We start from the raw sequence: 22,907 nt of genomic DNA on the forward strand, positions 1-22,907 counted from the left end.
AGAGGCAGCCGCTGAGTTATGCCGATCCATAGAGAGGCAGCCGCTGAGTTATGCCGATCCATAGAGCGTTTTACTGAGTTAACGGCAGCAACGCTTTAGTTTCTTATTCGCCCAAACTTTCTTACGCCAAGCTCACGTTAAAGTTAGGATTTTTTCTTACTCCGAAATTTTTTCAATGCGGCTTTTCAAGGTTAGCAAGTCCCCATGTGATTTTTTCGTAAAGAAAGTCGGGTCGGGTTAAACGGATTTGTCGGATTATGTATATGTGAGATAAGAAAGTTCGTCCTATTTGTTCGAGTTTATATTCGAAAGTTAGAATGTGTTTTTAGAGCTTTATTCCGACCAATTCGCAATCCGCTTTGGTCATGATCCTGACGAGTTCTTCGAATTTTACTTTCGGCTCCCAACCTAGTTTTTTCTTTGCTTTCGAAGGATCGCCGATTAAAATATCGACTTCGGTCGGGCGATAGAATTTAGGATTCACCTCCACGAGAAGTTGCCCGGACTTTGCATCGAATCCTTTCTCGGAATCTCCTTTTCCTTCCCAACGTACTTGAATTCCGGCGAATCCGAAGGATTTTTCCACGAACTCCCTTACGGTGTGTGTTTCATTGGTCGCCACGACATAGTCGTCCGCTTCGGGCTGCTGGAGCATCATCCACATCATTTCGACGTAGTCCGGTGCGTATCCCCAATCCCTTTTTGCATCCATGTTTCCGAGTTGAATCGGTCCGCCTTTTTTCGCGAGTAGATTGGCGACTCCGATGGTGATCTTTCTAGTTACAAAACCTTCCCCTCGTCTTGGGGATTCGTGGTTGAATAGGATTCCGTTGGATGCGTGGATTTCGAATGCCTCTCTGTAATTTACAACCGCCCAATATGCGTATAACTTTGCGACCGCATAGGGAGATCTTGGATAGAATGGGGTTGTTTCCGTCTGTGGAATTGCCTGCACTTTTCCGTAAAGTTCGGATGTGGACGCCTGATAAAATCTGCTTTTCACCCCGATCTGTTTGATCGCGTCTAAAATTCTAAGCGTTCCCACCGCGTCGGCTTCCGCGGTATATTCCGGAACTTCAAAGGAAACTCCCACATGAGATTGAGCGGCGAGATTATAAATTTCGTCCGGTGAAACTTTTTCCAAAATTCGATTTAGATTGCTTGAGTCGGTAAGATCCCCATAGTGCAAAATTAAATTGGAGTTCCCGCGAAGGTGCTCAATTCTCGCCCGGTTGAACATACTGGACCTTCTGACGATTCCGTGAACTTGATATCCTTTCAGAAGTAGAAATTCCGTTAGATAAGATCCGTCCTGTCCTGTGATCCCGGTTATGAGTGCTTTTTTCATCTTCAGACCAGGAAAACCCGAAAACCCGATCTGGCAAGAAAGTTTAAACCCCTCGTATGTGGGGACTCCCGCGCGATCAAACTTGATTGTGAACCCAATCCTTTCTGCGGAATCGAACGATAAACACAGATGCGAGGACCAAAACCCAAGCCACGATCCCGGACCACAATCCGGTCGATCCCATTCCCGAATAAATTCCCAGAAAATAAGCGCAAGGAAGAAACACTAAATAAGAGGCCGCGGTATAAGCACGGAAAACGAAGTTTTGAAGTCCCGCGCCCCGAAGGGCGCAAGCGATCACCATGTGGTAAGCGTCTACGATCTGAATCACTCCCAAGATGACTAAAGGAGAATACGCTTCCTCGATCAACTCCAGATCCTTTGTGTAAAAGGACAACATCTCCTTCCCCCAAACTATAAAAACAAGGCCCATACTTCCCATCACACAAGCCGCAAAAAAAGCGGATCGAAACGCGCCGTGATACGCAAGCTTCGGTTTCCCCGCTCCCAACGCCTGGCCGAGAATCGTGGTCGCGGCAATCCCGAACGCGTATCCGGGTAAAAAGGAAAGACTGAGAGTGCTAAAAAGCATATTGGTTACAGCTAATGCGGTTGTTCCAACGACTGTTGCAAACTCCGTAAAGATCATAAAAGAAATGTTATTGAGAAGTTCCGCAAGCGCCGGTGAGGTGCTCGTCTTTAAGATTTCCCGAAAGTGAGTAAAACTGAAAGCCCAAGATGCGTGGGAAAAATATTTCCCCAGACCTCTTGAATAAAAGTAGAAGGGAAACGCGAACAAACCCGCGGCTCCGGCCAAAGAAGACGCGATTGCCGCCCCTTTAACACCCATCGCATCAAAACCTAAGTTCCCGTAGATCAGGACCCAGTTTAAAAATATATTCGTAAAACATGTTATGATCATGGACGCGAGGCCAGCGGTCGTGATCCCTAACCCGTCGGTAAATGCCCTCGTCGTAAAGAGTAGAAAAAAGAAGACGGTTCCCAGAAAACGGAAGTATAGATATTTGCTTGAAAGTTCCTTTACAATTTCGTCTTTATTGAGAAGGTTCATCAACCAGTCGCTGATTGCCGCTCCTCCGATCGATAAAAAACCTCCAAAAACAAGAACGATGTACAAAGTAGTGACTCCGATCTTACCGATTTCGGAATCGTTCTTTTCTCCGAATCTTCTCGCTACGATAACCTGAATTCCCATCGCAAATCCCATGAGAAACGCAAGCACAGTAAAGTGCGCAATCCCTCCGATTCCGATCGAGGCGATCGAATTTTTACCGAGTCTTCCTACCATCATCGTGTCGGTCACCCAAACTACGGTTTGACTGAACATTCCGAACACGACGGGTACCGCGAGTTTCAAGATCATGGAATTCAAAAGACTCGGACGAATGTTCCTATAAAAGGTATGAGCTAAATGCTGTAAGGTTCTCACGGTTCTTCCAAGTTTTTAGGAAGAAACAATAAAACCATCCCTTTTCAAAAACTTTTTTCCGGATTTACTTTGTTTGTAAAAAATTCCAAATTTCATTTTACGAAAGTATTCGAGTCCAAAAACTCGTATCGCTTCGGAAACTATTGGACAACGATTCTCAAAATTTGTTTCCTGAATACAATTACAGAACAAAAAGCTTTATTGAGTTACTGCGCCGTAAGTTGCAGCGCTAGGCTATTTATAAACTGTCGTAGTAAAAACTCGGCGCAGCTCAGCGATGTTATCCTCGGCAAATCGGCGCTTGAGTCGTATTACAGGTCGCTCGGCAGGAATTTATGAAACAATACGCGGATCTTCACAATCACCTCTACGGATCGATCACTTCCGAATTTCTCTACGAGATAGGTAAATCCAATCCTTCTCCTCGTTGGGAGATTTTTACGAACTCATATCAACAATATTTCGGTAAAAAAATTTCCACGGAAACTTTTTTCGAGGATTATAAAGATCCCGATTCTTTTCGCAGACTTTACCTGTTTAATCATTGTGGTCCGTTTCCCGAGTTTCAGGCCAAATTCAATCTGATCATCGCCTTATCCAAATTCGATCCCGCCGAAATCGCGTTAGTCGCCACACGGATCGTGGAAGATCAGTTTCGTCAGGGTGTGATTTACGGAGAATACAGAGTGATGTATTCTCCTTTGGAGACGGAACAGGGGATATACGATAAAACGTTAGCCGCTTGCGAAGGACTTGCGCGAGGAGAAGAAAAAACGGGCGGATTTGCCAAACTTGCGGTCTCTTTGCACAGGGACGGAGACGTATTCAGGGAGTATTCTATTTATAAGGATCTTATGGAAAAAAACTCTTTGATCCGGGATTATTTGGTAGGATTAGATTTTTGTTATATAGAAGAGGGTTTTCCCCCTAAAGAAAAAAAGAAATTTTTTAAGACGGTGGAGGAGGATAACAAGGCGGAAAGGGACACGGCTCTTGCGATTCTTTATCACGTCGGAGAGAGCTTTCAAGACAAATCGATTTTGTCCGCTTCGAGATGGGTTTTGGAATCAGCGGAGTGGGGCGCGCACCGTCTTGGGCACGCGATCGCTCTCGGGCTTGATCCTTTCGAAAAGATGAAGAACAAAATTACGGAACCTAAATCGGAAAGATTGGATCAACTTCAGTTATATTACGATCGAAAAGAGGAACTGGATTCTTACTTTGAAGTTCCTTCGAGGGAAAAAATTGGAAACGAAATCGATTCTCTCAAACATAAAGAAGTCGTCGAATTGGAGACGGATATTTCGTTTTTGGAAGAGTGTGTCGGCTTTCAAAATTATTGCATTTCCAAAATCAAACGGACCGATGCGGTCATCGAGTCTTGCCCGAGTTCGAACGAATTTATCGGAATGGTTGTCGATCCGAAATCGCATCCGATTCTTCGTTTTGCAAAAAACGAAATGAAATTCACGATTTCTACGGACGATCCCGGAATTTTCGGAACCACAATCGAAGAAGAATATTCGAAGGCAGCCAGAATCGGTCTTAGTGCGGAGATCTTGGAAACCGTGAGACAGAATTCTTTTTTATTCACTTCCGAAATTTTAAGCGGAAGAAAATCCGCCTCTTGATTTGGCTCTAAAAATTCTTGCCTCGACTTGATACATAAGGGATTCTAGAAGAAAGACCATGCTCAATTTATGGGAAATCCGTAAGAATCTGTCGAATTACGTTCGAAACCACGTCTTGCATGCTCACAAAGAAATTCGAAATTTTGCCTCTGATTTTTGTAAACGATCGGTCTTGTTTCGTTTTGATGCGAGTATCAAACTTACGGCCGCTTTTCTGATTCTTTCTTTTTTTAATCCGGATTTGTTGTTTTCTCAGAGTCAGACAGACTTCTCTGATCCTTACGATTTCAACCTGAGAAACTATAAGGATTCTCCGACCAGAGAGGTTTATCAGGAATATACGGTTCCTCCGGCTTTTAAAAAACCGGCTTTGATTTCTCCTAAGAATGTGCAGATTCCTTTCGAAACTCCGTTTCCTTCGACCGGCGGTTTACGCAGAACCGCAAATCCCAATACGGAAAGAAAACAAGAGAATCTGATCAATCCACTTACGGGTAATATCAACGTGGAAGCGATTCTTCAAAGACAGGCGCAACAAGCCGACAAAAAGAAAAAACAAAACCAGATTCACGAGGAGGAAAAATATACGGAAACGACGCTTCGTCGTTTTTCGATCATCTTCTTTATGACTCTTCCGATCACTCTCGGTTTCGGGTACGCGATCGCTTCCAATGCAAAAGTTCAAGGTGTGCATAAGTTTCAAAAGACGTTCGGCGGTTCCGTTTTTATTTTTACTTTCGGAACGAGTCTTGCTTTTGCAAACGCTTGGCACGATATGAAAGAGTACGAATCCATGAAAAAGGAGAATCAACCCGAGTCGCCTCCTGTCGAACCGACATCCGCAGATTCTCTCGGCTTCGGAAATTTTCTGCCGATTCCCAATGCGGGCGCCTCCGGGATTCCGGGAAGAGAATACAAACTGGAGATTTCGTTTTTTAACGTCAGCTTCTAATGAATCCCATCAAAGAGATTATATTCAATTTATCGAATGTTTGGTACAACGTAGCCCTTTTTTATCAGTCTAAAATTTATCCTCCTTTAAGAATTTACTACTCGATCTGCGGAAGTATCTCTCTTTGTCTTTTGATTTTAATCTACGGATTTTATTATCCTCATGAATGGACGCACTGGATTCGATTACTCGTAAATGGAATTGTCGTTTCCTTAGTCGTTTATGAGGTCCTTTCGTTTATTTTCGTAGTCGGAAGTCTGTTTGGTTATCTCAAAACTCACAAGACGGAAGCGATCGTAGTTTTTCTGATCGTATTCCAGGAGATCATCAGTCAGGAAATCTATGAATTTCTCACTTTAAATTCCTTAAGCGGAGAAGACGCGAGTTTGGCCTTTTTGTCTTTGAGTCAACTATTTCTTCTATTCAGTAACTTTTCCCGATTGATCCGAAAAACGGAACTGCTGAATTACAGACAGATCAGTCCTTCCTTGGTTATCACGGGAAGTTTCGGAATTTTGATCCTACTTGGAACGCTCGCGTTATCCTTACCGAGAGCTCAAGCCGTTCCAATTCCTACGATAGACGTTTTTTTTACTGTCGTAAGCGCGGTTTGTGTTACCGGTTTGAGTACGATATCCGTTGCTTCCCAACTGACCGGGACGGGACAGACGATTCTGATGCTGTTGATCCAAATCGGCGGACTTGGTCTTATGACGCTTACCGTTTTTTTTGCGATCTTTTTGGCGGGGCAGGTCAGTGTTACAAACAAACTTCTGATCAAGGATCTATTTAGTCAGGAAAGTGTGGGACGAGCTTCTTCCGTTTTAAAGCAGGTGGCGGCTCAGACTTTTCTCATAGAAGCGGTGGGAGTCTTGTTGATCTTTGTCTGTTATCCTGACCAAAATGAAACGAATCTTAAAAATAAAATCTTTTACTCTTTGTTTCATTCGGTGAGTTCTTTTTGCAACGCCGGTTTTTCCACGTTCCCTCAGGGTTTTGGAGCTGATTGGATGTTGAACCAAAAAGAATTTTTATCCATAGTGATGGTTCTGATCGTGCTCGGGGGATTGGGGTTTCCCACGGTGAATCATCTGATTCATTGGATGTTGAAGATCGGAGATTATCCCAAAAGGATGGAACTGGGAGCTAAGTTGATTCTTACCGTATCGGCCGGTTTGATTGTGTTCGGAACGGTTTCGTATTACGTGTTGGAAATGAATAGCACTCTTTCGGGATTAAGCGTAATGGATGGAATGTTTCATTCTCTTTTTTATTCGATCAGTACTAGAACCGCGGGTTTTAACACATTAGACGTTTCTAAAATGGGAATGCCCATGGTGTTTGTTAGCCTTTTTTTAATGTGGGTGGGAGCTTCTCCGAACGGCACAGGAGGCGGGATCAAAACAACGACACTTGCGGTTGCTATACTTCATCTGTTCAATCATATTAGGGGCAAGGAAGAAGTGGAAGTTTTTGGAAGAAAAATTTCTTCCGGCTCCACTTCCAGGGCGTCTGCGGGAATTCTCGTGTCTTTATTTCTGATCTTTTGCGGAATTTTCTTTTTAACATGCACCGAAAATTCCGCGTTCTTGGATCTCTGTTACGAAGTAGTATCCGCATTTGGAACCGCGGGACTTTCGAGAGGGATTACGTCCTCTTTGACTTTGGCGGGAAAAATTTTGATTTGTCTGATGATGTTTTGCGGTCGGGTCGGAATGTTAACCATACTGATCGCTTTGGTTCCGAAAGAAAAAAAATCCGGACTTAAATTTCCGGAAGAATCGATCATAGTCGGTTAAGGGGAGTTGTGTCATGGTGGGCAAAAAGAAAAATAAAACCCTCAAAAAAAGAATCGCCGTTATCGGTTTGGGAGATTTCGGCAAAACTCTAGTAATCTATTTGAACGAAAACGGACACGAGGTGACGGCGATAGACAAGGACATAAAAATTGTCGAAGAAATCAAGGATCAGTGCGCTCTTGCCGTTTGTGTGGATACGAGCAGTCGATCTTCGTTGGAAGAGTTGGATCTGGAAGACATGGACGAGATCGTTGTAGCTCTCGCGGAAAATTTTGAATCCCTAATCACTACCGCATACAATTTAAAAGATATGAATTTGAAATGTCTGCATGTTCGTTATCATTCCGAATTGAATCGTAAAATTCTTCAAATGATCGGGATCGACAATCTGTTCAATCCAGAGGAAAGGGCGGCCGCTTCCATGGCGGAACAACTCAGCTATCAAGGGGTAAAAAAGGCGACTTTGTTAAGCGAAGAATACAGTCTTTTCGAAGTGGAAATTTCTCCTCTTCTTTACGGTAAAAAATTAAGAGAACTCAAGCTAAGGGAAAAGTTTCAGATCAATTTAGTTGGAATCAGAAAAGCGGAATCGAACGGAAACGATTCGGAATCCCAAGAAGGTGGTGTTTTTCTACCGGATTCCAGGACGGTATTTAGAGAGAAGGAAATTTTGATTCTATTTGGAAGTTCTGAAAGTATCAAACGTTTTACGAGCGTTTATCCCATCAAATAGGAATCTCTGAAAACAAATCAAAGATATCTTAAACAAAAACATTCGCATCTTGAAATATTTTTTGCTATTTTTAATTTCAATATAGTATAAAATCGTTATGCTTCGTTTTGGAGCTTATCTCAATAGGTATGACGCTTGGATCCCCTTTACGATCATGACAAATACGACAATCTCATGGCCTCTCCTACCTGTATTTGAGAAACGAAGCCGATGCGACCGATCAAGAAGCTATTTCCTTGAATCCTAAGGAAGTGGAAATCCTCTATCAAATTCGAAATCATACGACCTTGGAAGGATTTTTTTCCGGTAAAATTCTAAAGGCCTGGAAGGATGGTGGATCCAAACCGATTTACATCAACACTCTGAAAAAACTTTCAAATGAGAATTTGATTTTCGTTTTTCCGGAGTTTAAATTTTTAGTGGAGACGAATCAACTTACGGTTTGTCTCTGCCTCATTTCGGAAAAAGAATTCAAGAGTTCCGACCGAGAAAATCTGAAAGAGATTTATCTAAATAGTTTGAGTAAGTCCGCATTTTCGATTCAGAACTGTATTTTGGGATGCGAGCCCTTTCAAATTAGAGAATTGATTTCCATATTTGAATATCTGATCGCGGAAACCTCCTGGGGAACTTTCATCAAAGAGGAGGTGATCGCCGATTCGGTCCAATTTATTCTGGATAATATTCAATAAATTAAATATATAGGGGTGACAAAAACCGTAGGATTGTTTCACGTAACGGACGGAACTGTCCGGAAAGGCGTTTGAAATTTTAAAAGGATATTATCTCAACCAGTTTTATGACAAACTCAAAGAAGAATATCCCGATGCCTGGGACTTGATTTCGAATAACCGAAAGAACATGATGGTCGACGTCGATTATTCCGGCCTCGTTTCGGGTATTGAAGAAAAATTCGTTTCGGAAGAATTAAGAATCATCCGTGAAAATTTAAACGGCCTCATTCCTGAAACTTTTCAGGATTTTCTGATCCTCGCGAATTACATCTCGCAAAAACATGATCGGGAAAAAAATAATCTTGGACATTTATATGCGGATAAGAACTTTAAGTCGGCTGATAAGATTGAAATACTCCTGTTATAAGGAGAAACTTTCCTGGTTTGCGAAGGTATTGAATTTTTTAGGAATTTACGCATTACTTGAGACCGCTTTGGAACACCAGGAATCCATCGTTCAGTTCGAACAACTCAATAGAGAAATTGCATATAAAGAAAATCGAAAGAAACAATTGGAAAAGATTCGATCGGAATGGCTTAGGGAAATTCAAACCGATTCGGTTCCGGAGGAGAAGCCAAGTTCTAAAAAGAACGATGCAAGTTGAAAGAATCAGAGTGTGTTCCAAAATTTTAGTATGTGGGAACTTTTTAAGTGCCAGGGTTTTACTGATCCCTATAAAATAGAATACCGTTACTTTGGCACAAATCCCACGTTTAGACGCAGAATTTTAGACAAGAGATAAGTAGGACTTTACACTTACCTCCCAAGGTGGTTTCTTTTTACAACAGTGTTAGACCATATGGGGCGTTTCTCTTTGAGACACCCCAGCGCATTCGAAAATAAATTTACTGACAACACGTCCCCAAGCCCGTCGAGCGCCAATAGAAGCGAGACGTTGAGTTTTATCGAGCGCCCATAGAAGCGAGACGCCTGGGCTTTATTGAGCGATCTTTCGAGAACGACGCATTACGCATTGAGTTTCTTTTGGGACAGGTTTTAAAATAGAAGGAACAATGGTCAATAGAAGGAAACTCAAACACATTGCTCCCGTATGGGTCGCACCGTGGGCCAACCTCTACTAGGCAAGGTCGATCGGCATCTGACACTAAAATTTGGTTATCGTTCGGATTACCAGGAATCATATAGGATTGCGGAGTTTATTTTTTAATTTCAAAAGTTCTAAAGTTCCCTTTCGGGTCCTCCCAACTAATCAAAGCTTCCTTAATCTCGGAGCCTTTGGGCCCTCTTTGAATTGCTTTGTAGAGGTCTTCGATAAATACCTTATCTCCTTCCACGACTGTTTCCACTTCTCCTCCCGGAAGATTTTGGGTATATCCGCTGAGTCTGCATTCTTGGGCTCTTTGAAGAATGTAATATCTAAATCCTACTCCTTGAACCTTTCCACGAACGAGAATCTTTGCTCTTGAGTTATTTTTGGATCCCATCTTCTTCCTCCGTTTTACCTTCCAAATTCACCATCCATGCCGAGAAGTCTTTAAAGAAAATCCAAAGAATTTTTTTTATGGAAACGTCAGCTTCCCAATCGTCCAGAGCCTTGCGATAACAAGAGAGCCAAATCCTTCTCGCCTTTTCGTCGATCGGAAATGGAAGATGTCTTGCACGCATCCTAGGAGGCCCATAGTTTCGAGAATACAAGAAGGGGCCGCCGGTAACTTGAATTAAAAAATCTGCGGATTTTATTTTACTCTCTTCTAAAATTTCTGGAAACATAAAAGCGATCGGACTCAGAGAGATCTGATCGTAAAAATTAGAAACCAGATTTCGTAGACGATTTTCACCGACCGCGTCGAAAACGGTTTGTAAACCCGGAATCGGGCCGGGGGGACCTCCCGGCGGGATGAAAATGGATCGTTCTTCCGTCATAGTTTTTTTTTCGCTTCCTGGAGAAAGGTGCGAATTTTAGGTCCAAATTCTTCTATAATTTTATAATATACGTCTTTTTTAAAAGGAACGACTGTGCTCAGAGTCTTTTCTATGGGAATAAAACGAACCGTTTCAAATTCTCTTTCGTGAATATCCAATTTACAGTCGTTTATTTCTCCGTTCCAATGGATGAGAAACCATTTTTGAATTTGTCCTCTGTATTTTTGAAGGTGTCGATTGAGAGGAAGGCTTTCCGGAAAATCATAAGGGATCCAATCCGGATACTCGGCCACGATTTTTCCCGAATCGATTCCTACCTCTTCATACAATTCTCTTAGAGCCGCTGTCATTGGTTCTTCGGCTTCATCGATTCCACCTTGGGGGAATTGCCAAGAGCCGGGAAAGTTCGACCTTTCTCCCACTAAAACCTCTCCATGGAAGTTGAAAACGACCATTCCGACATTTTTTCTATAGGGCTTTTCCATACGAATAAGCTCCCGTTCGAGCTTTTCTATGACAAGAAGTTTTAAAGCCGTTTTAGCCTTTCATGAGGTCCTGAAATTTAGCTTCCGGAATATAGAGGGAATTTTATATCGTAACGTAAAACTTCGTTTGGTTCTATTTTAAGTTTTATGAATAAACTTACAGCACGTCCCCAAGCCCGTCGAGCGCCAATAGAAGCGAGACGTTGAGTTTTATCGAGCGCCAATAGAAGCGAGACGTTGAGTTTTATCGAGCGCCAATAGAAGCGTTGTGCCTGAGTTCCTTTTGGGACAAGTTCTGATATGGCACCCCAACCGGAGCAGTAAATATTTTTTCGCATTTTTTTATCATCCAATATGAACTCGTTAGAGAAAAGCATTCACGACGATTGATCAGACTGATATTCGCGGGTTGGATACCGCAGGATAAGGGAACGTTCTTAGTCTAAAAACAATTCAGCACAATGTTTTCCTAAACTCAAATCTCGCTCCCGAAGGGTCGTGAGACGCATTCGTTTCTTTTGGGGCAGGTTCTTATGGAAACAGCCAATTGGTCGCTAAACAAGTTGTTTCATTGTGCGTTTGACTTTTGGGCCTTCTATGAAAATTTTGCGAAAGAGATCTATCTCTTAAGTTTGGCCTTGGAAAAAACCGAACTTAAGAGATAGATCGCTATGAAGAATCTCTTTTAAGACGGGCATTCAGAATTCAGTTGCAAATTTTATACTCTCTTGGGAATGATAGCATAAATTCTGTTCGTTTCAGGAGTTTTAGTTTCGACAATGCAACTACGTAAGAAGATTTCGCGTTCCCGTATTTTCCATGAAAAGGACTTTGAGATCAAAGCTTCGTCGATTCCTGGAATCGGGATGGGGCTTTTCCCGAAAGAAAACGTAAACAAAGGCGATACTATCGGATATTATGCCGGTAAAATTCTTACCGATAAAACTGCAAACTCCTCCAAATACTGCGAATCGAAATACTTACTTTGGATTTGTAAGGATCATTGGATTTACGGAGAGGGAAAGGAAAGCAATTATACTCGTTTTATGAATCATAGTTCTAAGCCGAACGTAAAACTTGTCGTATCCGTTCGTTGGAAAACAGCGAGATTCGAAGCAATCCGAAAGGTAAAGGTAGGAGAAGAATTATTCTTCGATTACGGTGATGAATATTGGATCAATACGGACATCGATCCGGTGGAAAGAAACTAAAAGTTTGTTCAAACCCGTCGAGCGCCCATAGAAGCGAGACGCTGAGTTTTATCGAGCGCCCACGTTTTAGGGGTCAGGTATTAGGGATCAGAATTCAGGTGTAAAGTCCTACTGTGATCTATAAAATAGAGTACTGTTAATTTGAGCACAAATCCCACGTTTAGATGCAGAATTTTAGACACTCTATTATGTAGAGATGAGTAAAACCTATCCACTGATTCCTGGCATCTAATATGCTGACCCCTAATACCTGATTCCTACTGATCCCTAAAACGTGGGGACTCACGCAAGTTTAAATTTTTATTAAAAACTAGACTATAACTTGCGAGGCGATTCGAGACTCAACGTAAATGTTTTATTCTTTCGGGTTCACGACGATCGGAAGATTATCCTTACCCTGTGGTACAAAAATCAGCTTGGAGTTCGGGCTTTCGAATGATTTGTACTGAAGATATCTTGTGGTCAACTTGTCGTTGATAATCACTTGCGACTTCGCTTGCGCTTCAGCCCGAATTAGCTGCGCTTCTGCGTCGGCCCGCGCCTTTTTTTTAGCGATCTCAATATTCTTTTCGGCGATTTCCAGTTCGTATTTTTGCTGCTCAAGTTCCTGTTGTTTGGTCAATTTCGTCTCGATTGCGTGTAGCATATTGGAAGAATATTCTATATCGTCCAGAATTACGTCGAATACTTCGATATGTTTTCCTTTCGTTCTCTCGATCACTGCGGTTTTTATGTCTTTCGCTAGAACGGCACTGTTTTTAGAAATCTGAATCATTTGATGATGAGAAACCACATTTCGGATCGAAGCCCTAAACTCCGGTTGCACAATACTTCTGTAATATTCTGGGCCGACCTCTATATGAAGTTGATATATTTCCTCCCGAATCGGTCTCATGATGATAATCGCCTGCACGTCTATCTTCAAATCATCATTGGTAAGAACATCGACTTTTTCCTTATAAGCGTTCCATTGCATAGAATAGGTATAAATATCGTTCCAAGGAAGCAACCAATAGAATCCGTTCAATACGGGCTCTTTATGCAAACCGATGTCCGAAAATCCGAAAGGTTTCCAAAAAAGTCCGATTTCACCGGCTCTTACCGTCGAACCGCAATACAAAGTCGGTAACAAAAACAAAACGAACCAAAATCTTTTTTTATTCATAACCTACCTGCCTATGACAAAGCGAACGTTTTGTTTTTTAAACGTTTCGGATCTACAACTTTCATCATCAGTGAATCTTTATAAAACCTAAAAATAACAATCGGTACTTACTTTGTAAAAAAGGTCGAGTTGACAACTCTCATCATTATCCTTTAAACTTAGGGCTCCCACAATTCGTTTCGTTTTAGAGCACAGAACCGGATTTAATTTTCTCCTTCAAATTCAATCGTAAAACGTTTGATCAGTTTCGGATCCACATATTTCACGCTCGCGTAAAAATCTCTCTTGTGTCCCGATGGAAAACCTTGTATCGCAAACTGACAAGTTTCTAACAGAATATCATCTTTATCGTAAAAGTTCATTGTAAAAAAAGCTTCTGCATGATTTTTTCCGGATAGATTTTCGATTTGTCCATTGATTTCAAGATAGGTAAACTGATCTTGTAATCCCACATTGTAATATTTGTATTTTCCGTCAATGGTCGGTTCTCCGTTGGATCTGCCCCAAAGCAAGACGGGAATCGAAAAAAAGAAAAAGAATACATAAGGCGCTGCTTCTATTATGATTCTTGTTGAATTTTGAAAAAGCTTTTTGCCGAAAAAAATAGCGATAAAAATTTGAACTCTCATGGAATACTCGGTTAGAAAGCATATCATTCAATTCAAAAAACGGAAACCATTTTCCTCTATTTTTAAAACTTATGGCACTTATAAAACTTGCCAGGCAGCTTAGCCGTTTCTTTGCAAAACAAAAATCGGGACCGGCTCTGGTCTTCAGATCCGAACTTGTGAATAAGGTTATGTTATAAGCCGGTTGACAAGGAGAATGTACCTGAGAGGAAACCGTGAATAGTGAATGCGGCAGAAACCGAAGTTAGGCGGCATACTTGCCATTATTATAAAATTTAAATTAAGCTTTTCCAAGAATTAGTTTCCGTTAAATTTCCCTTTTCTAAATTGCATTCAGAATATGCAGTTGATGAATTGTATAGGGCTATTACTCACCTTTGGACCATGGTCTAGCCACATAAAAGTGTCTATTTTTATGTGACTGCCTCATAGATGAGAAATTTAAATCTAAAGAGATATCAATTATTCGTAAGGAGTCCCTACTTTTAGAATTTGTTTGTAAAATCGCGATTTGTTAAAGTTCCCATATTTTAAGAATCAATTTACAAAGTTCAAATTCCTACAGAAAAATGAATCACTCCGAACTCACGTTCTTTTTATAGAAATAAGTAATATTCATTTCTATAGTTATTTTAATGAAGAACTTCATTTTTACTTCTTTGGTTTATTTACTTTTTTTAGAGCTGACTAAAGCCAATCTCAAAATTTAAGAGACCCATGTTTCATAAAGATTGTACGATTTTATCTTCAATCAGAAATATTATCCATTGCTCAAGTAGAAGATTCTAGGTAACGTGAGTTCGGTATAACAAAATGCGAAAGCAATTCTATGTTATGACCTGAATGCCGATCCATAGAGAGGCATTCGCTGAGTTTAGCCGATCCATAGAGAGGCATTCGCTGAGTTTAGCCGATCCATAGAGAGGCATTCGCTGAGTTTAGCCGACCCGTAGAGAGGCATTCGCTGAGTTTAGCCGATCCATAGAGAGGCAGCCGCTGAGTTATGCCGATCCATAGAGAGGCATCACCAACCCCACAAGTGCTTGGATTTTAAGATAAATCTGTCGGAATTCCGACAAATCCTCTGTGAAACTTAGTTCCCACCCTGGTATGAACCGGGAACATAGGTAACAAAATAGACCAGGGACATAGGTAACACTAAAATTAATGCAAAGGAGGGTTAATCCTTTGCCATGGAAAGAGGTGTCACCGATGGACGAGAAAGTAAAATTCATTGCGGCAGTCTGCGACGGAAGTGTTTCAATCACTTCGTTGTGCGAGACGTTTGGAATCAGTAGAAAGACCGGTTACAAATGGTTGAATCGATATCGACAAGAAGGTCCAAACGGACTTTTAGACAGAAGCAAATCTCCTCATACGAATCCCAATCGAGTTAGTTTTGCGGAAGAGAGATTCATCCTTGCACTTCGTAAACGACATCCGACTTGGGGACCGAAGAAGCTGCTTGTCATATTAGAAAAGGAGAATCCTGAAATCACTTGGCCTTCAGCAAGCACGATCGGCAATATTCTTCAGAAAAGAGGTTTGGTAAAATCTCGAAAGAAGAAGCGAGAGATGATTGCTCGCTCCTTCCCGTTTCGAGGTTACGATCATCCGAATGCGGTTTGGTGCGCGGATTTCAAAGGAGATTTCAAACTCAAAGATGGAATTCGATGTTACCCTTTGACAATTTCGGACGGTTACAGTCGATTCTTACTTTGTTGTAAAGGTCTTTCAGGCACAAAAACCTACGATACCAAGAAAGAATTCGAAAGATGTTTTCGAGAATACGGATTGCCGAATGCGATTCGAACGGACAATGGCGTCCCGTTTGCGGCGGGATTAGGAATGTCTCTGCTTTCCACTTGGTGGATTAAATTGGGAATTCTTCCTGAAAGAATTCGTCCCGGTAAACCTCAAGAGAACGGACGACACGAGAGAATGCATCGCACCTTGATCATTTACGATTAAATACAATTTAAAGCCAAGCCTGTGCTTGATTTCCCTCGTTGTGCGGTATCTTTAAATACTTTATGAGAATGGATTCTTCTGTTATCGCATACTCCAAAGAATCGTAGAATCAATGAAAGATATTCCGGAACATTTTCCCATACAAGTATTGGATAGAAAGGAAGCTATGACAGGTAACGCGTTAGGCATCAGTTCAACAAAACGATTGTAACTTACAGCTTTTGGAAATTCGGATTTTAGATTCTTTTTTATTTCTATCAAATAGAAATTTTTAAATTCTCTATAATGAGAAAGATGAAAATAAACCGCAATTGTTGCTACTTCACTCAGGCTTAACTAAAATTTTCGGTTTCTCTTTCGAACCACCGGACAAAAGTATTTTCACATTCCAGTTTATTTTTTGTTGTGTACAATAATCGTCTATTGCGCAAAATATCAATGTCAGATCCATATTTTACCCTTTTCTTGCTGGAAATTTGGTTCAATACGTGATCTGGCCTTTTCTGTACTCTGTAGAAGAACTTTCTCTTTTTTCCTCCTTACGACCCTGCTCACGTTAATTAATGATCTGCATTAAGATTTAGCACTTTTAAAATTTTCAGAAAAGTTTTGAAAATTTAAAAAAGTGTATTTTTTTTATTGACTGCAATTGTGCAACGCAATACAAAAGGTTTGTGCGACGCACAAAAAATTGATCTCAAGGAGAAAAATGAAATGGAAAAGCAAATTTTAGATGTTCTAAACGCAGGTCTAGGGCTTATTAAAGCTAGTCAAGAAGGTCTGGGTAAAGCGAAAGCCGATCTTGAAAAAACGTACTTGGAACTTGTTACAAAAGGGGCTTCCGACAATTCTGAGACGACCGTAAAAATCCGTGAAACCGTTGATAAAGTAATCAATGACATTAAAGAAGTAACTTCCGTCGCAGGAAAGAACTACGAAGAAACCAGATCGAAGATTATTGAAAATTACAACAAAATCACCGAAGAGATCAAAAATAAAATTCCCGAAGGTCAAATCGAAGCTGTAAAAGCAAAAATCAACGAAGTGGCTGAAGCAATTAAAAGCACCACTGCTGGAAAAGTTGCTGTTTCTAAATAAGAATCGTAACTTTCTCTCTCGGGCGGGTTTAACCCGCCTGAATCCTCTTCCTTATATCTTTTAAAAATACTCTTTGAGAGAATTCAGGGTTCGTCTCAAAATCCAAACCTTCTATTTCCAATATTTAACATGAGTTCGGCGCGATTCATCTTTTTTGCAGGAAGTTGGAATTTGAACTCTGTAAATCTATTCTTAAAATGTGGAAACTAGAACAAGTTGCGATTTTACGAACAAATTTTAAAAGTAGAAATCCATATTTTTAGAAGTTTTTTTAAATTCGCAATAAATCTAAAATAGGATGGAAGCTTTCACATTTAATTCTATTCTTTTCCGGAAAAATTAACTTTTATGAGATGAGTTTTCTTAGATCAAACTCTCGTTATTTAGAAACTCAAAACTTAAAAACCTCCGTATTTTCGCGGGAAATATTTTAGAAATACTAAGAACTTGTCTCAAAATTTCAAAAGAATTATGATTGCTAAGTCGCTACTGATCCTTATACTACTCGGACGCATGAGTAGAATTCTTCAATCGGATTATTTGAAACATTTTAATAATTCTCTAAAATGCCTTAAAATCGGGATTTGAAGCATTTTGTTAAGGTAGATCTATTTTTGAGGTTCCTGTCGCTTAACATTAGTATTATTTTTATGCGTCCGAGTAATAAAATAGAATACCGCTCATTTGAACATAAATCCCGCGTTTGATGAAGAGTTTTGGACACTCTGTAGAGATGAGTAATAACAAAACGCAGTAGTTCCCACAGATTACGTCTCTTAGGTAGTTTATAAAATTTGCATGTTCTGACACATCGGTAACACTTTAGACTGGAGACGTGGATGATACTTTCTTCGTTACTCGATAGTAGTTCCCACAATTTTGAGGTAAGTTTTAAAAACGAATAGATATGATTGAAAACATCGAAGACCGCAATAATTTAAAACGACCTCTCGTATTTGCACATCGAGGCTTCAGTGGGGAATTTCCTGAAAACACTATGATTGCGTTCCAAAAGGCAATTCAAGCGAAAGCCGATCTGATCGAATTGGACGTTACTCTTTCCGAGGACAGAGAAGTTGTAGTCATTCACGATGATGATTTGGATCGAACGACCAAATTGGTAGGAAACGTTCGGAAGTTCGAAGCTAAAATACTAAACGGATTGGACGCAGGTTCTTGGTTCTCTCGAAAATTCAGAAAAGAAAAAATTCCTCTTTTAAAAGATGTATTGCGTTTGATCCAAAAATCCAAAACCGATCTAAACATAGAAATCAAATCAACGGCCTTGGATCCCCACATGAATGAAAATTCGATCGAACTTAGTATCTTGAGTTTGGTTCGTCAGTTTCAATTGCTACCTCGAATTGTAATTTCTTCCTTTTCTTGGGAATGTTTGGAAAGAGTTCGAAAACTTAATCAGCAAATAAAATTAGGTGTTTTGGTGGGAGACGAAAGCGGAGACGTCTCCGAGGCAATCGTTTTTGGAAAAAAGATCAAAGCGTGGAGCATTCATCCTTCTATGGAAGACGCTTCGGAAGAAAACTTAAGGCTAATATCGGAAAAAAATTTCCTAAGTGTCGTTTATACGATCAATGAGGCGGAAGAGATAAAACGGTTTTTAAGCCGAGGAGCGGACGGTCTTTTTACGAATTTTCCGAAATTAATGAGAACGTTGGTGGAAAAGAAATTTCGATATTCCCCAAAACGTACGATTTAAATCGGTAAAGGATTATAATTTCTCCTAAGAATTTTTTATTTTATCCCAAAACCTTAAAAAATCAGCACTATCATTCTGTAAGTTCGTAATAAAACATTAGAATTCCCATGTCTTACCGATCCCTAAAATAGAATACCGTTCATTTGAACACAAATCCCACGTATAGACGCAGAATTTTGGATACTCTATTCTGTAGAGATGGGTAGGAATCAAGGTTTTAAATGTTCACGGATAACATTTAGGTTTTTTAACTCCTGATTTTGTTCATCAAACGACCTGATTTCTATAAACCTAATTTTAAGACTTTACACATGTAACCGCAACCCTGACTCCTAAAAACCTGACATCTGACCCTAAAACGTAAGGAACTCCCACAAAATCGGCGTAGATGAAGTTCAAAAATCTGTGCGCATACCGGCGGTTGACCTCTAGGTCAATCTTATTTGAGTAGATCAAATACCAAAGCTCAGAAATCTGTTCCCATGAGCCAAATTGAATCCGTTCCAATCGGAACCCTCCCACCCTTGGGACAGGTTCCTAAAAAAATGTATGCACAGGTCGTTCGTCCCGAGCGCTTCGGCGACCCAATCAAAGCAATTCAGGAAGAACTCATCGATGTTCCAGAAATAGCTCCGGACGAGGTTCTCGTCGCGGTAATGGCAGCCGGTGTAAATTATAACAACGTTTGGGCCGCTCTCGGATTTCCCGTAGACGTCATCGGCGCAAGAAACAAAAAAGGCGAACCCGAGAAGTTTCATATCGGCGGGTCCGACGCATCCGGAATCGTTTATAAAGTAGGTTCCGAAGTGAAGAATGTAAAAGTCGGAGACGAAGTTGTCCTTCACTGCGGAATCTGGGATAAAAACGATCCTTGGGTGAAAGCGGGAAAAGATCCGATGTTCGCGCCTTCTCAATTGATCTGGGGATACGAAACGAACTGGGGTTCCTTCGCGCAATTCTGCAAGGTTCAAGATCACCAATGTCTTCCAAAACCGAAACATCTTTCTTGGGAAGAAGCCGCGGCTTACATGCTCGTAGGAGCGACCGCTTATAGAATGCTTCATCACTGGAAACCGAACGACGTGCAAAAAGACGACGTAGTTTTGATCTGGGGAGGAGCGGGCGGACTCGGTGCAATGGCAATTCAGATCGTAAAAGCTGCGGGCGGGGTTCCAATCGCGGTCGTTTCCGAAGACGATAAGTTCGACTTCTGTAAGAAATTAGGCGCCGCGGGTGTTATCAATCGTAAGAAGTTCGACCACTGGGGAGCGTTGACTTCCGAAATCAACAAGATGGAAAAATTCGCGGAATGGACAAAGTCCGCTCGCGAATTCGGAAAGGCGATCTGGGATATTGCGGGCAAAGGAAACAATCCTAAAATCGTCTTTGAACATCCGGGCGAAACCACCATTCCTACTTCCATGTTCGTCTGTGAAACGGGCGGTATGGTCGTCATCTGTGCAGGAACCACCGGTTACAACGCGACCGTCGACTTACGCTATCTCTGGATGAGGCAAAAACGTCTCCAAGGTTCCCACTTTGCGAACGACGATAACTCGAAAGGTCTGAACGACTTGGTCATCGACAAAAAAGTCGATCCTTGTCTTTCCAAAACCTTCGCTTGGAACGAAACGGCGCACTCGCACCAATTGATGAAGGAAAACAAACATCCGGCCGGAAACATGTCGATTTTAGTCGGGGCCGATAAACCGGGATTGGGAAAAAAATAATTTCACAACCCTAACCAACTCGAACAAACAAAAACCCCGAAAGCGATTGGCTCTAGGGGTTTTTTAATTTTAAACAGGATCTTCTCCTAAAGAAAGCTCAATCATATACTCCAACTTATTCTGAACACAATCACCGGTGTAACTTTCAAATAATCTAACGTGAGTTCTGCCTAAAAAAGTTTGGGCGAATAAGAAACTAAAGTGTTGCTGCCTAAACTCAGCGCAGAACTTTCCTAAACTCAAATCTCGCTTCCTAAGGGTCGCGAGATAGGTCGCTCTGCAGATCGTCGTCGCAGCTCGCGAATTTCATAGATAAAATGGGTCGCGACCGCGCTTTAACTCAATATTGCTGCCTAATCAACTCAGTGAATGCCTCTCTATCATAACCAACCCCACAAATTAGGAAGACTTTCGGGATCATAAGAATCAAAAACTGATATTTTTCAAGTGTTCCGACAAGAATGAGGCTTTTTACTTGCAAAAAGTATGATTTTCTGATAGAGAAAAATCTCCCGAGTCTTCCCGCCTCCAGGCTCAATGATTTGCTCCCTACGGGTCGCTCATCACCCACCACCCGGAATGTACATCCTGGGACACAGTTTAAACCAACGACATGGGTTACACTTTTAAAGTCCTAGTTACTTTTCGAATTCGTTCATCAAAATATCCGATTGTTACAATGTAACCGTCCGAAATTGTCAAAGGGTAACATCGAATTCCATCTTTGAGTTTGAAATCTCCTTTGAAATCCGCACACCAAACCGCATTCGGATGATCGTAACCTTGAAACGGGAAGGAGCGAGGAATCATCTCTCGCTTCTTCTTTCGAGATTTTACCAAACCTCTTTTCTGAAGAATATTGCCGATCGTGCTTGCTGAAGGCCAAGTGATTTCAGGATTCTCCTTTTCTAATATGACAAGCAGCTTCTTCGGTCCCCAAGTCGGATGTCGTTTACGAAGTGCAAGGATGAATCTCTCTTCCGCAAAACTAACTCGATTGGGATTCGTATGAGGAGATTTGCTTCTGTCTAAAAGTCCGTTTGGACCTTCTTGTCGATATCGATTCAACCATTTGTAACCGGTCTTTCTACTGATTCCAAACGTCTCGCACAACGAAGTGATTGAAACACTTCCGTCGCAGACTGCCGCAATGAATTTTACTTTCTCGTCCATCGGTGACACCTTTTTCCATGGCAAAGGATTAACCCTCCTTTGCATTAATTTTAGTGTTACCTATGTTCCCGGTTCATACCATCAGGGTGGGGGGGGGGGGATGTTTATTAGTTTCTAAAACCAACTAAAAAAATATTTTTTTTCGGAGAAAAATTGAAAAACACAAAGCTCTCAGGTTTTAAAATGAATATCAAAGAGAACTTGATGTTCGTTATAACAAGTTTTGTTTCGAAAAAATTTAAAGGTGGATATGAGAATGATATATTCCATAAAAAGAAAAAACAAACAATTCCGTAAACTGTCCTGTTTGATCTTACTATTCATTACGCTTTCCAGCGCGACTCAATGTAACCAGAAGAAAGAATCGGAAAAAAATAGTTCGCTTCTTGCGCTTATCGGTGGCGCCGCCGTGCAGATAGAAAAAGAAAAAGCCTTGAACCCCAAAGGAACAACGTTTCGTGAAAGCGATGCTGCCGGTAATCTTAAATCGGAAAACAATCAAACGGAACCTTCCGACGGACATACGGCGATTATTCTAGAAGGAGACGCCCAGATGGCAGGCGGCGGACTTTTGGTTTACATCAGGGAAATGGATTCAGGTATAACCGTTCCAGTCGTCATCGAAAACAACGTTCCGAGATTCGCTACGGTAGGCGGTAAACGATATATGGCAAATTTGGACTTTTATATCGATGGAATCAACAACACCGAAATCGATGGTCAAATGTTGAACGTTCCTTTTACAGCAACCGAAATCGATAAAGTGAGTTTTTACGTAACTTCGCAGAAGGTCGGTTTATATGTAAATGGAAACTCTCACGAATCAAACATGGCCTATGACCCTGCAGGAAACAATGCGAGGGGTAATAACACTCAAGAAAGAGCCGCTTGGAGAAGAGAGAACTATCTTCTAACCGGAGGAGACGGATTCGTCCTCGAGTACGTATATAAAAACAATTAATTCGTAAGGCTTTCATCTCAATGCGGGGTCTCGCGCTTCTTATAAGAAGCGCGAGACCCCGCACGTTAGTTCGACATAGATCGTGTCGAACTAACGAAACGACCATTGCTTCTTGCATGGGGGAAAATACATTCCTTCTTTCCGATAGCTCACGAAACTCCGATTTAAATTTTGAGCGTGTACCAAAGCTTGTATAAAATTCTCAAAGAGACGGCAAGTTTTGAGAAGGTAGTCG

General features: G+C 41.2%; 17 protein-coding genes and 4 pseudogenes. 11 read left to right on the forward strand and 10 right to left on the reverse strand.

The features are described from left to right. Positions 1-325: 325 nt before the first annotated feature. Together gmd and FHG67_RS03405 are read right to left on the reverse strand one after the other, a co-directional pair. Complete coding sequence (gene gmd / locus FHG67_RS03400; RefSeq protein ID WP_004495465.1) at positions 326-1,348, reverse strand: GDP-mannose 4,6-dehydratase; 1,023 nt, start codon at positions 1,346-1,348, stop codon at positions 326-328. A gap of 76 nt (positions 1,349-1,424) precedes the next feature. Further along, positions 1,425-2,798, reverse strand: coding sequence for an MATE family efflux transporter (locus FHG67_RS03405; protein WP_004502343.1), 1,374 nt, complete (start codon positions 2,796-2,798; stop codon positions 1,425-1,427). 335 nt (positions 2,799-3,133) lie between these two features. Here FHG67_RS03405 and FHG67_RS03410 point away from each other — a divergent pair, with 335 nt between their 5' ends. From FHG67_RS03410 to FHG67_RS22165, 5 genes and pseudogenes are all read left to right on the forward strand, one after another. Beyond that, positions 3,134-4,429, forward strand: coding sequence for an amidohydrolase family protein (locus FHG67_RS03410; protein WP_004502320.1), 1,296 nt, complete (start codon positions 3,134-3,136; stop codon positions 4,427-4,429). A gap of 58 nt (positions 4,430-4,487) precedes the next feature. Next, the gene (locus FHG67_RS03415; protein WP_004502341.1) at positions 4,488-5,381 is read left to right on the forward strand and encodes a hypothetical protein; all 894 of its coding nucleotides are present in this window, start codon (positions 4,488-4,490) and stop codon (positions 5,379-5,381) included. Continuing rightward, a complete protein-coding gene (locus FHG67_RS03420; protein ID WP_004495476.1) occupies positions 5,381-7,180 on the forward strand; it encodes a TrkH family potassium uptake protein in 1,800 nt (599 codons plus the stop codon). The genes FHG67_RS03415 and FHG67_RS03420 overlap by 1 nt, the downstream gene beginning before the upstream one ends. 13 nt (positions 7,181-7,193) lie before the next feature. Beyond that, a complete protein-coding gene (locus FHG67_RS03425) occupies positions 7,194-7,913 on the forward strand; it encodes a potassium channel family protein (protein WP_002616160.1) in 720 nt (239 codons plus the stop codon). Positions 7,914-8,087: 174 nt separating this feature from the next. After that, a pseudogene (locus FHG67_RS22165) lies at positions 8,088-9,252 on the forward strand (exonuclease). Positions 9,253-9,805: 553 nt separating this feature from the next. Here the strand turns inward: FHG67_RS22165 and FHG67_RS03445 are convergent. The 4 genes from FHG67_RS03445 to FHG67_RS21990 form a co-directional block, all read right to left on the reverse strand. After that, complete coding sequence (locus FHG67_RS03445; RefSeq protein WP_002616132.1) at positions 9,806-10,093, reverse strand: acylphosphatase; 288 nt, start codon at positions 10,091-10,093, stop codon at positions 9,806-9,808. Further along, entirely contained in the window at positions 10,077-10,532 is a 456-nt protein-coding gene (locus FHG67_RS03450) for a globin domain-containing protein (protein ID WP_004495519.1), read from the reverse strand. The genes FHG67_RS03445 and FHG67_RS03450 overlap by 17 nt, the downstream gene beginning before the upstream one ends. Then, positions 10,529-11,017: an RNA pyrophosphohydrolase gene (locus tag FHG67_RS03455; RefSeq protein WP_004495473.1), complete on the reverse strand. Its 489-nt coding sequence runs from the start codon at positions 11,015-11,017 to the stop codon at positions 10,529-10,531. The genes FHG67_RS03450 and FHG67_RS03455 overlap by 4 nt, the downstream gene beginning before the upstream one ends. Positions 11,018-11,094: 77 nt before the next feature. Continuing rightward, on the reverse strand, positions 11,095-11,370 hold the full coding sequence (locus tag FHG67_RS21990) for a hypothetical protein (RefSeq protein WP_185908051.1): 276 nt from the start codon (positions 11,368-11,370) through the stop codon (positions 11,095-11,097). A 426-nt stretch (positions 11,371-11,796) separates the two neighbouring features. Between FHG67_RS21990 and FHG67_RS03465 the strand changes: the two genes are divergently transcribed. Then, complete coding sequence (locus FHG67_RS03465) at positions 11,797-12,228, forward strand: SET domain-containing protein (protein ID WP_002616179.1); 432 nt, start codon at positions 11,797-11,799, stop codon at positions 12,226-12,228. Positions 12,229-12,583: 355 nt separating this feature from the next. Here the strand turns inward: FHG67_RS03465 and FHG67_RS03470 are convergent, their stop codons facing one another. After that, positions 12,584-13,393: a prohibitin family protein gene (locus FHG67_RS03470; protein ID WP_002616134.1), complete on the reverse strand. Its 810-nt coding sequence runs from the start codon at positions 13,391-13,393 to the stop codon at positions 12,584-12,586. Positions 13,394-13,596: 203 nt separating this feature from the next. After that, a complete protein-coding gene (locus tag FHG67_RS03475; protein WP_004495468.1) occupies positions 13,597-14,022 on the reverse strand; it encodes an FxLYD domain-containing protein in 426 nt (141 codons plus the stop codon). 1,188 nt (positions 14,023-15,210) lie between these two features. Here FHG67_RS03475 and FHG67_RS03480 point away from each other — a divergent pair. Beyond that, a pseudogene (locus FHG67_RS03480) lies at positions 15,211-15,978 on the forward strand (helix-turn-helix domain-containing protein); the annotation flags it as partial. Here the strand turns inward: FHG67_RS03480 and FHG67_RS03485 are convergent. Further along, positions 15,955-16,444, reverse strand: a pseudogene (locus tag FHG67_RS03485) (transposase); the annotation flags it as partial. The pseudogenes FHG67_RS03480 and FHG67_RS03485 overlap by 24 nt on opposite strands. A gap of 263 nt (positions 16,445-16,707) precedes the next feature. Here FHG67_RS03485 and FHG67_RS03490 point away from each other — a divergent pair. From FHG67_RS03490 to ccrA, 3 genes are all read left to right on the forward strand, one after another. Next, positions 16,708-17,091, forward strand: a complete 384-nt coding sequence (locus FHG67_RS03490) for a phasin-related domain-containing protein (RefSeq protein ID WP_004495497.1) — start codon at positions 16,708-16,710, stop codon at positions 17,089-17,091. A gap of 907 nt (positions 17,092-17,998) precedes the next feature. Continuing rightward, complete coding sequence (locus FHG67_RS03495; protein ID WP_020782779.1) at positions 17,999-18,808, forward strand: glycerophosphodiester phosphodiesterase; 810 nt, start codon at positions 17,999-18,001, stop codon at positions 18,806-18,808. 482 nt (positions 18,809-19,290) lie between these two features. After that, positions 19,291-20,538 (forward strand): crotonyl-CoA carboxylase/reductase, encoded by a 1,248-nt coding sequence (ccrA, locus tag FHG67_RS03500; RefSeq protein WP_004499229.1) that lies wholly within the window; start codon positions 19,291-19,293, stop codon positions 20,536-20,538. A 681-nt stretch (positions 20,539-21,219) separates the two neighbouring features. On the opposite strand, the pseudogene FHG67_RS03505 reads toward ccrA, so the two are convergent. After that, positions 21,220-21,735, reverse strand: a pseudogene (locus FHG67_RS03505) (helix-turn-helix domain-containing protein); the annotation flags it as partial. Positions 21,736-21,967: 232 nt separating this feature from the next. On the opposite strand from FHG67_RS03505, the gene FHG67_RS03510 reads away from it, so the two are divergent. Continuing rightward, the gene (locus FHG67_RS03510; protein WP_004499282.1) at positions 21,968-22,672 is read left to right on the forward strand and encodes a hypothetical protein; all 705 of its coding nucleotides are present in this window, start codon (positions 21,968-21,970) and stop codon (positions 22,670-22,672) included. Positions 22,673-22,907 lie beyond the last annotated feature (235 nt).

It is taken from the genome of Leptospira weilii, from assembly GCF_006874765.1.
Classification (GTDB): Bacteria; Spirochaetota; Leptospiria; order Leptospirales; family Leptospiraceae; genus Leptospira; species Leptospira weilii.

Coding starts and splice junctions, on each gene's coding strand:
- gmd (WP_004495465.1), bottom strand. CDS start 1,348: ATGAAAAAAGCACTCATAACCGGGATCACAGGACAGGACGGATCTTAT.
- FHG67_RS03410 (WP_004502320.1), top strand. CDS start 3,134: ATGAAACAATACGCGGATCTTCACAATCACCTCTACGGATCGATCACT.
- FHG67_RS03415 (WP_004502341.1), top strand. CDS start 4,488: ATGCTCAATTTATGGGAAATCCGTAAGAATCTGTCGAATTACGTTCGA.
- FHG67_RS03420 (WP_004495476.1), top strand. CDS start 5,381: ATGAATCCCATCAAAGAGATTATATTCAATTTATCGAATGTTTGGTAC.
- FHG67_RS03425 (WP_002616160.1), top strand. CDS start 7,194: ATGGTGGGCAAAAAGAAAAATAAAACCCTCAAAAAAAGAATCGCCGTT.
- FHG67_RS03445 (WP_002616132.1), bottom strand. CDS start 10,093: ATGGGATCCAAAAATAACTCAAGAGCAAAGATTCTCGTTCGTGGAAAG.
- FHG67_RS03450 (WP_004495519.1), bottom strand. CDS start 10,532: ATGACGGAAGAACGATCCATTTTCATCCCGCCGGGAGGTCCCCCCGGC.
- FHG67_RS03455 (WP_004495473.1), bottom strand. CDS start 11,017: ATGGAAAAGCCCTATAGAAAAAATGTCGGAATGGTCGTTTTCAACTTC.
- FHG67_RS03465 (WP_002616179.1), top strand. CDS start 11,797: ATGCAACTACGTAAGAAGATTTCGCGTTCCCGTATTTTCCATGAAAAG.
- FHG67_RS03470 (WP_002616134.1), bottom strand. CDS start 13,393: ATGAATAAAAAAAGATTTTGGTTCGTTTTGTTTTTGTTACCGACTTTG.
- FHG67_RS03475 (WP_004495468.1), bottom strand. CDS start 14,022: ATGAGAGTTCAAATTTTTATCGCTATTTTTTTCGGCAAAAAGCTTTTT.
- FHG67_RS03490 (WP_004495497.1), top strand. CDS start 16,708: ATGGAAAAGCAAATTTTAGATGTTCTAAACGCAGGTCTAGGGCTTATT.
- FHG67_RS03495 (WP_020782779.1), top strand. CDS start 17,999: ATGATTGAAAACATCGAAGACCGCAATAATTTAAAACGACCTCTCGTA.
- ccrA (WP_004499229.1), top strand. CDS start 19,291: ATGAGCCAAATTGAATCCGTTCCAATCGGAACCCTCCCACCCTTGGGA.
- FHG67_RS03510 (WP_004499282.1), top strand. CDS start 21,968: ATGATATATTCCATAAAAAGAAAAAACAAACAATTCCGTAAACTGTCC.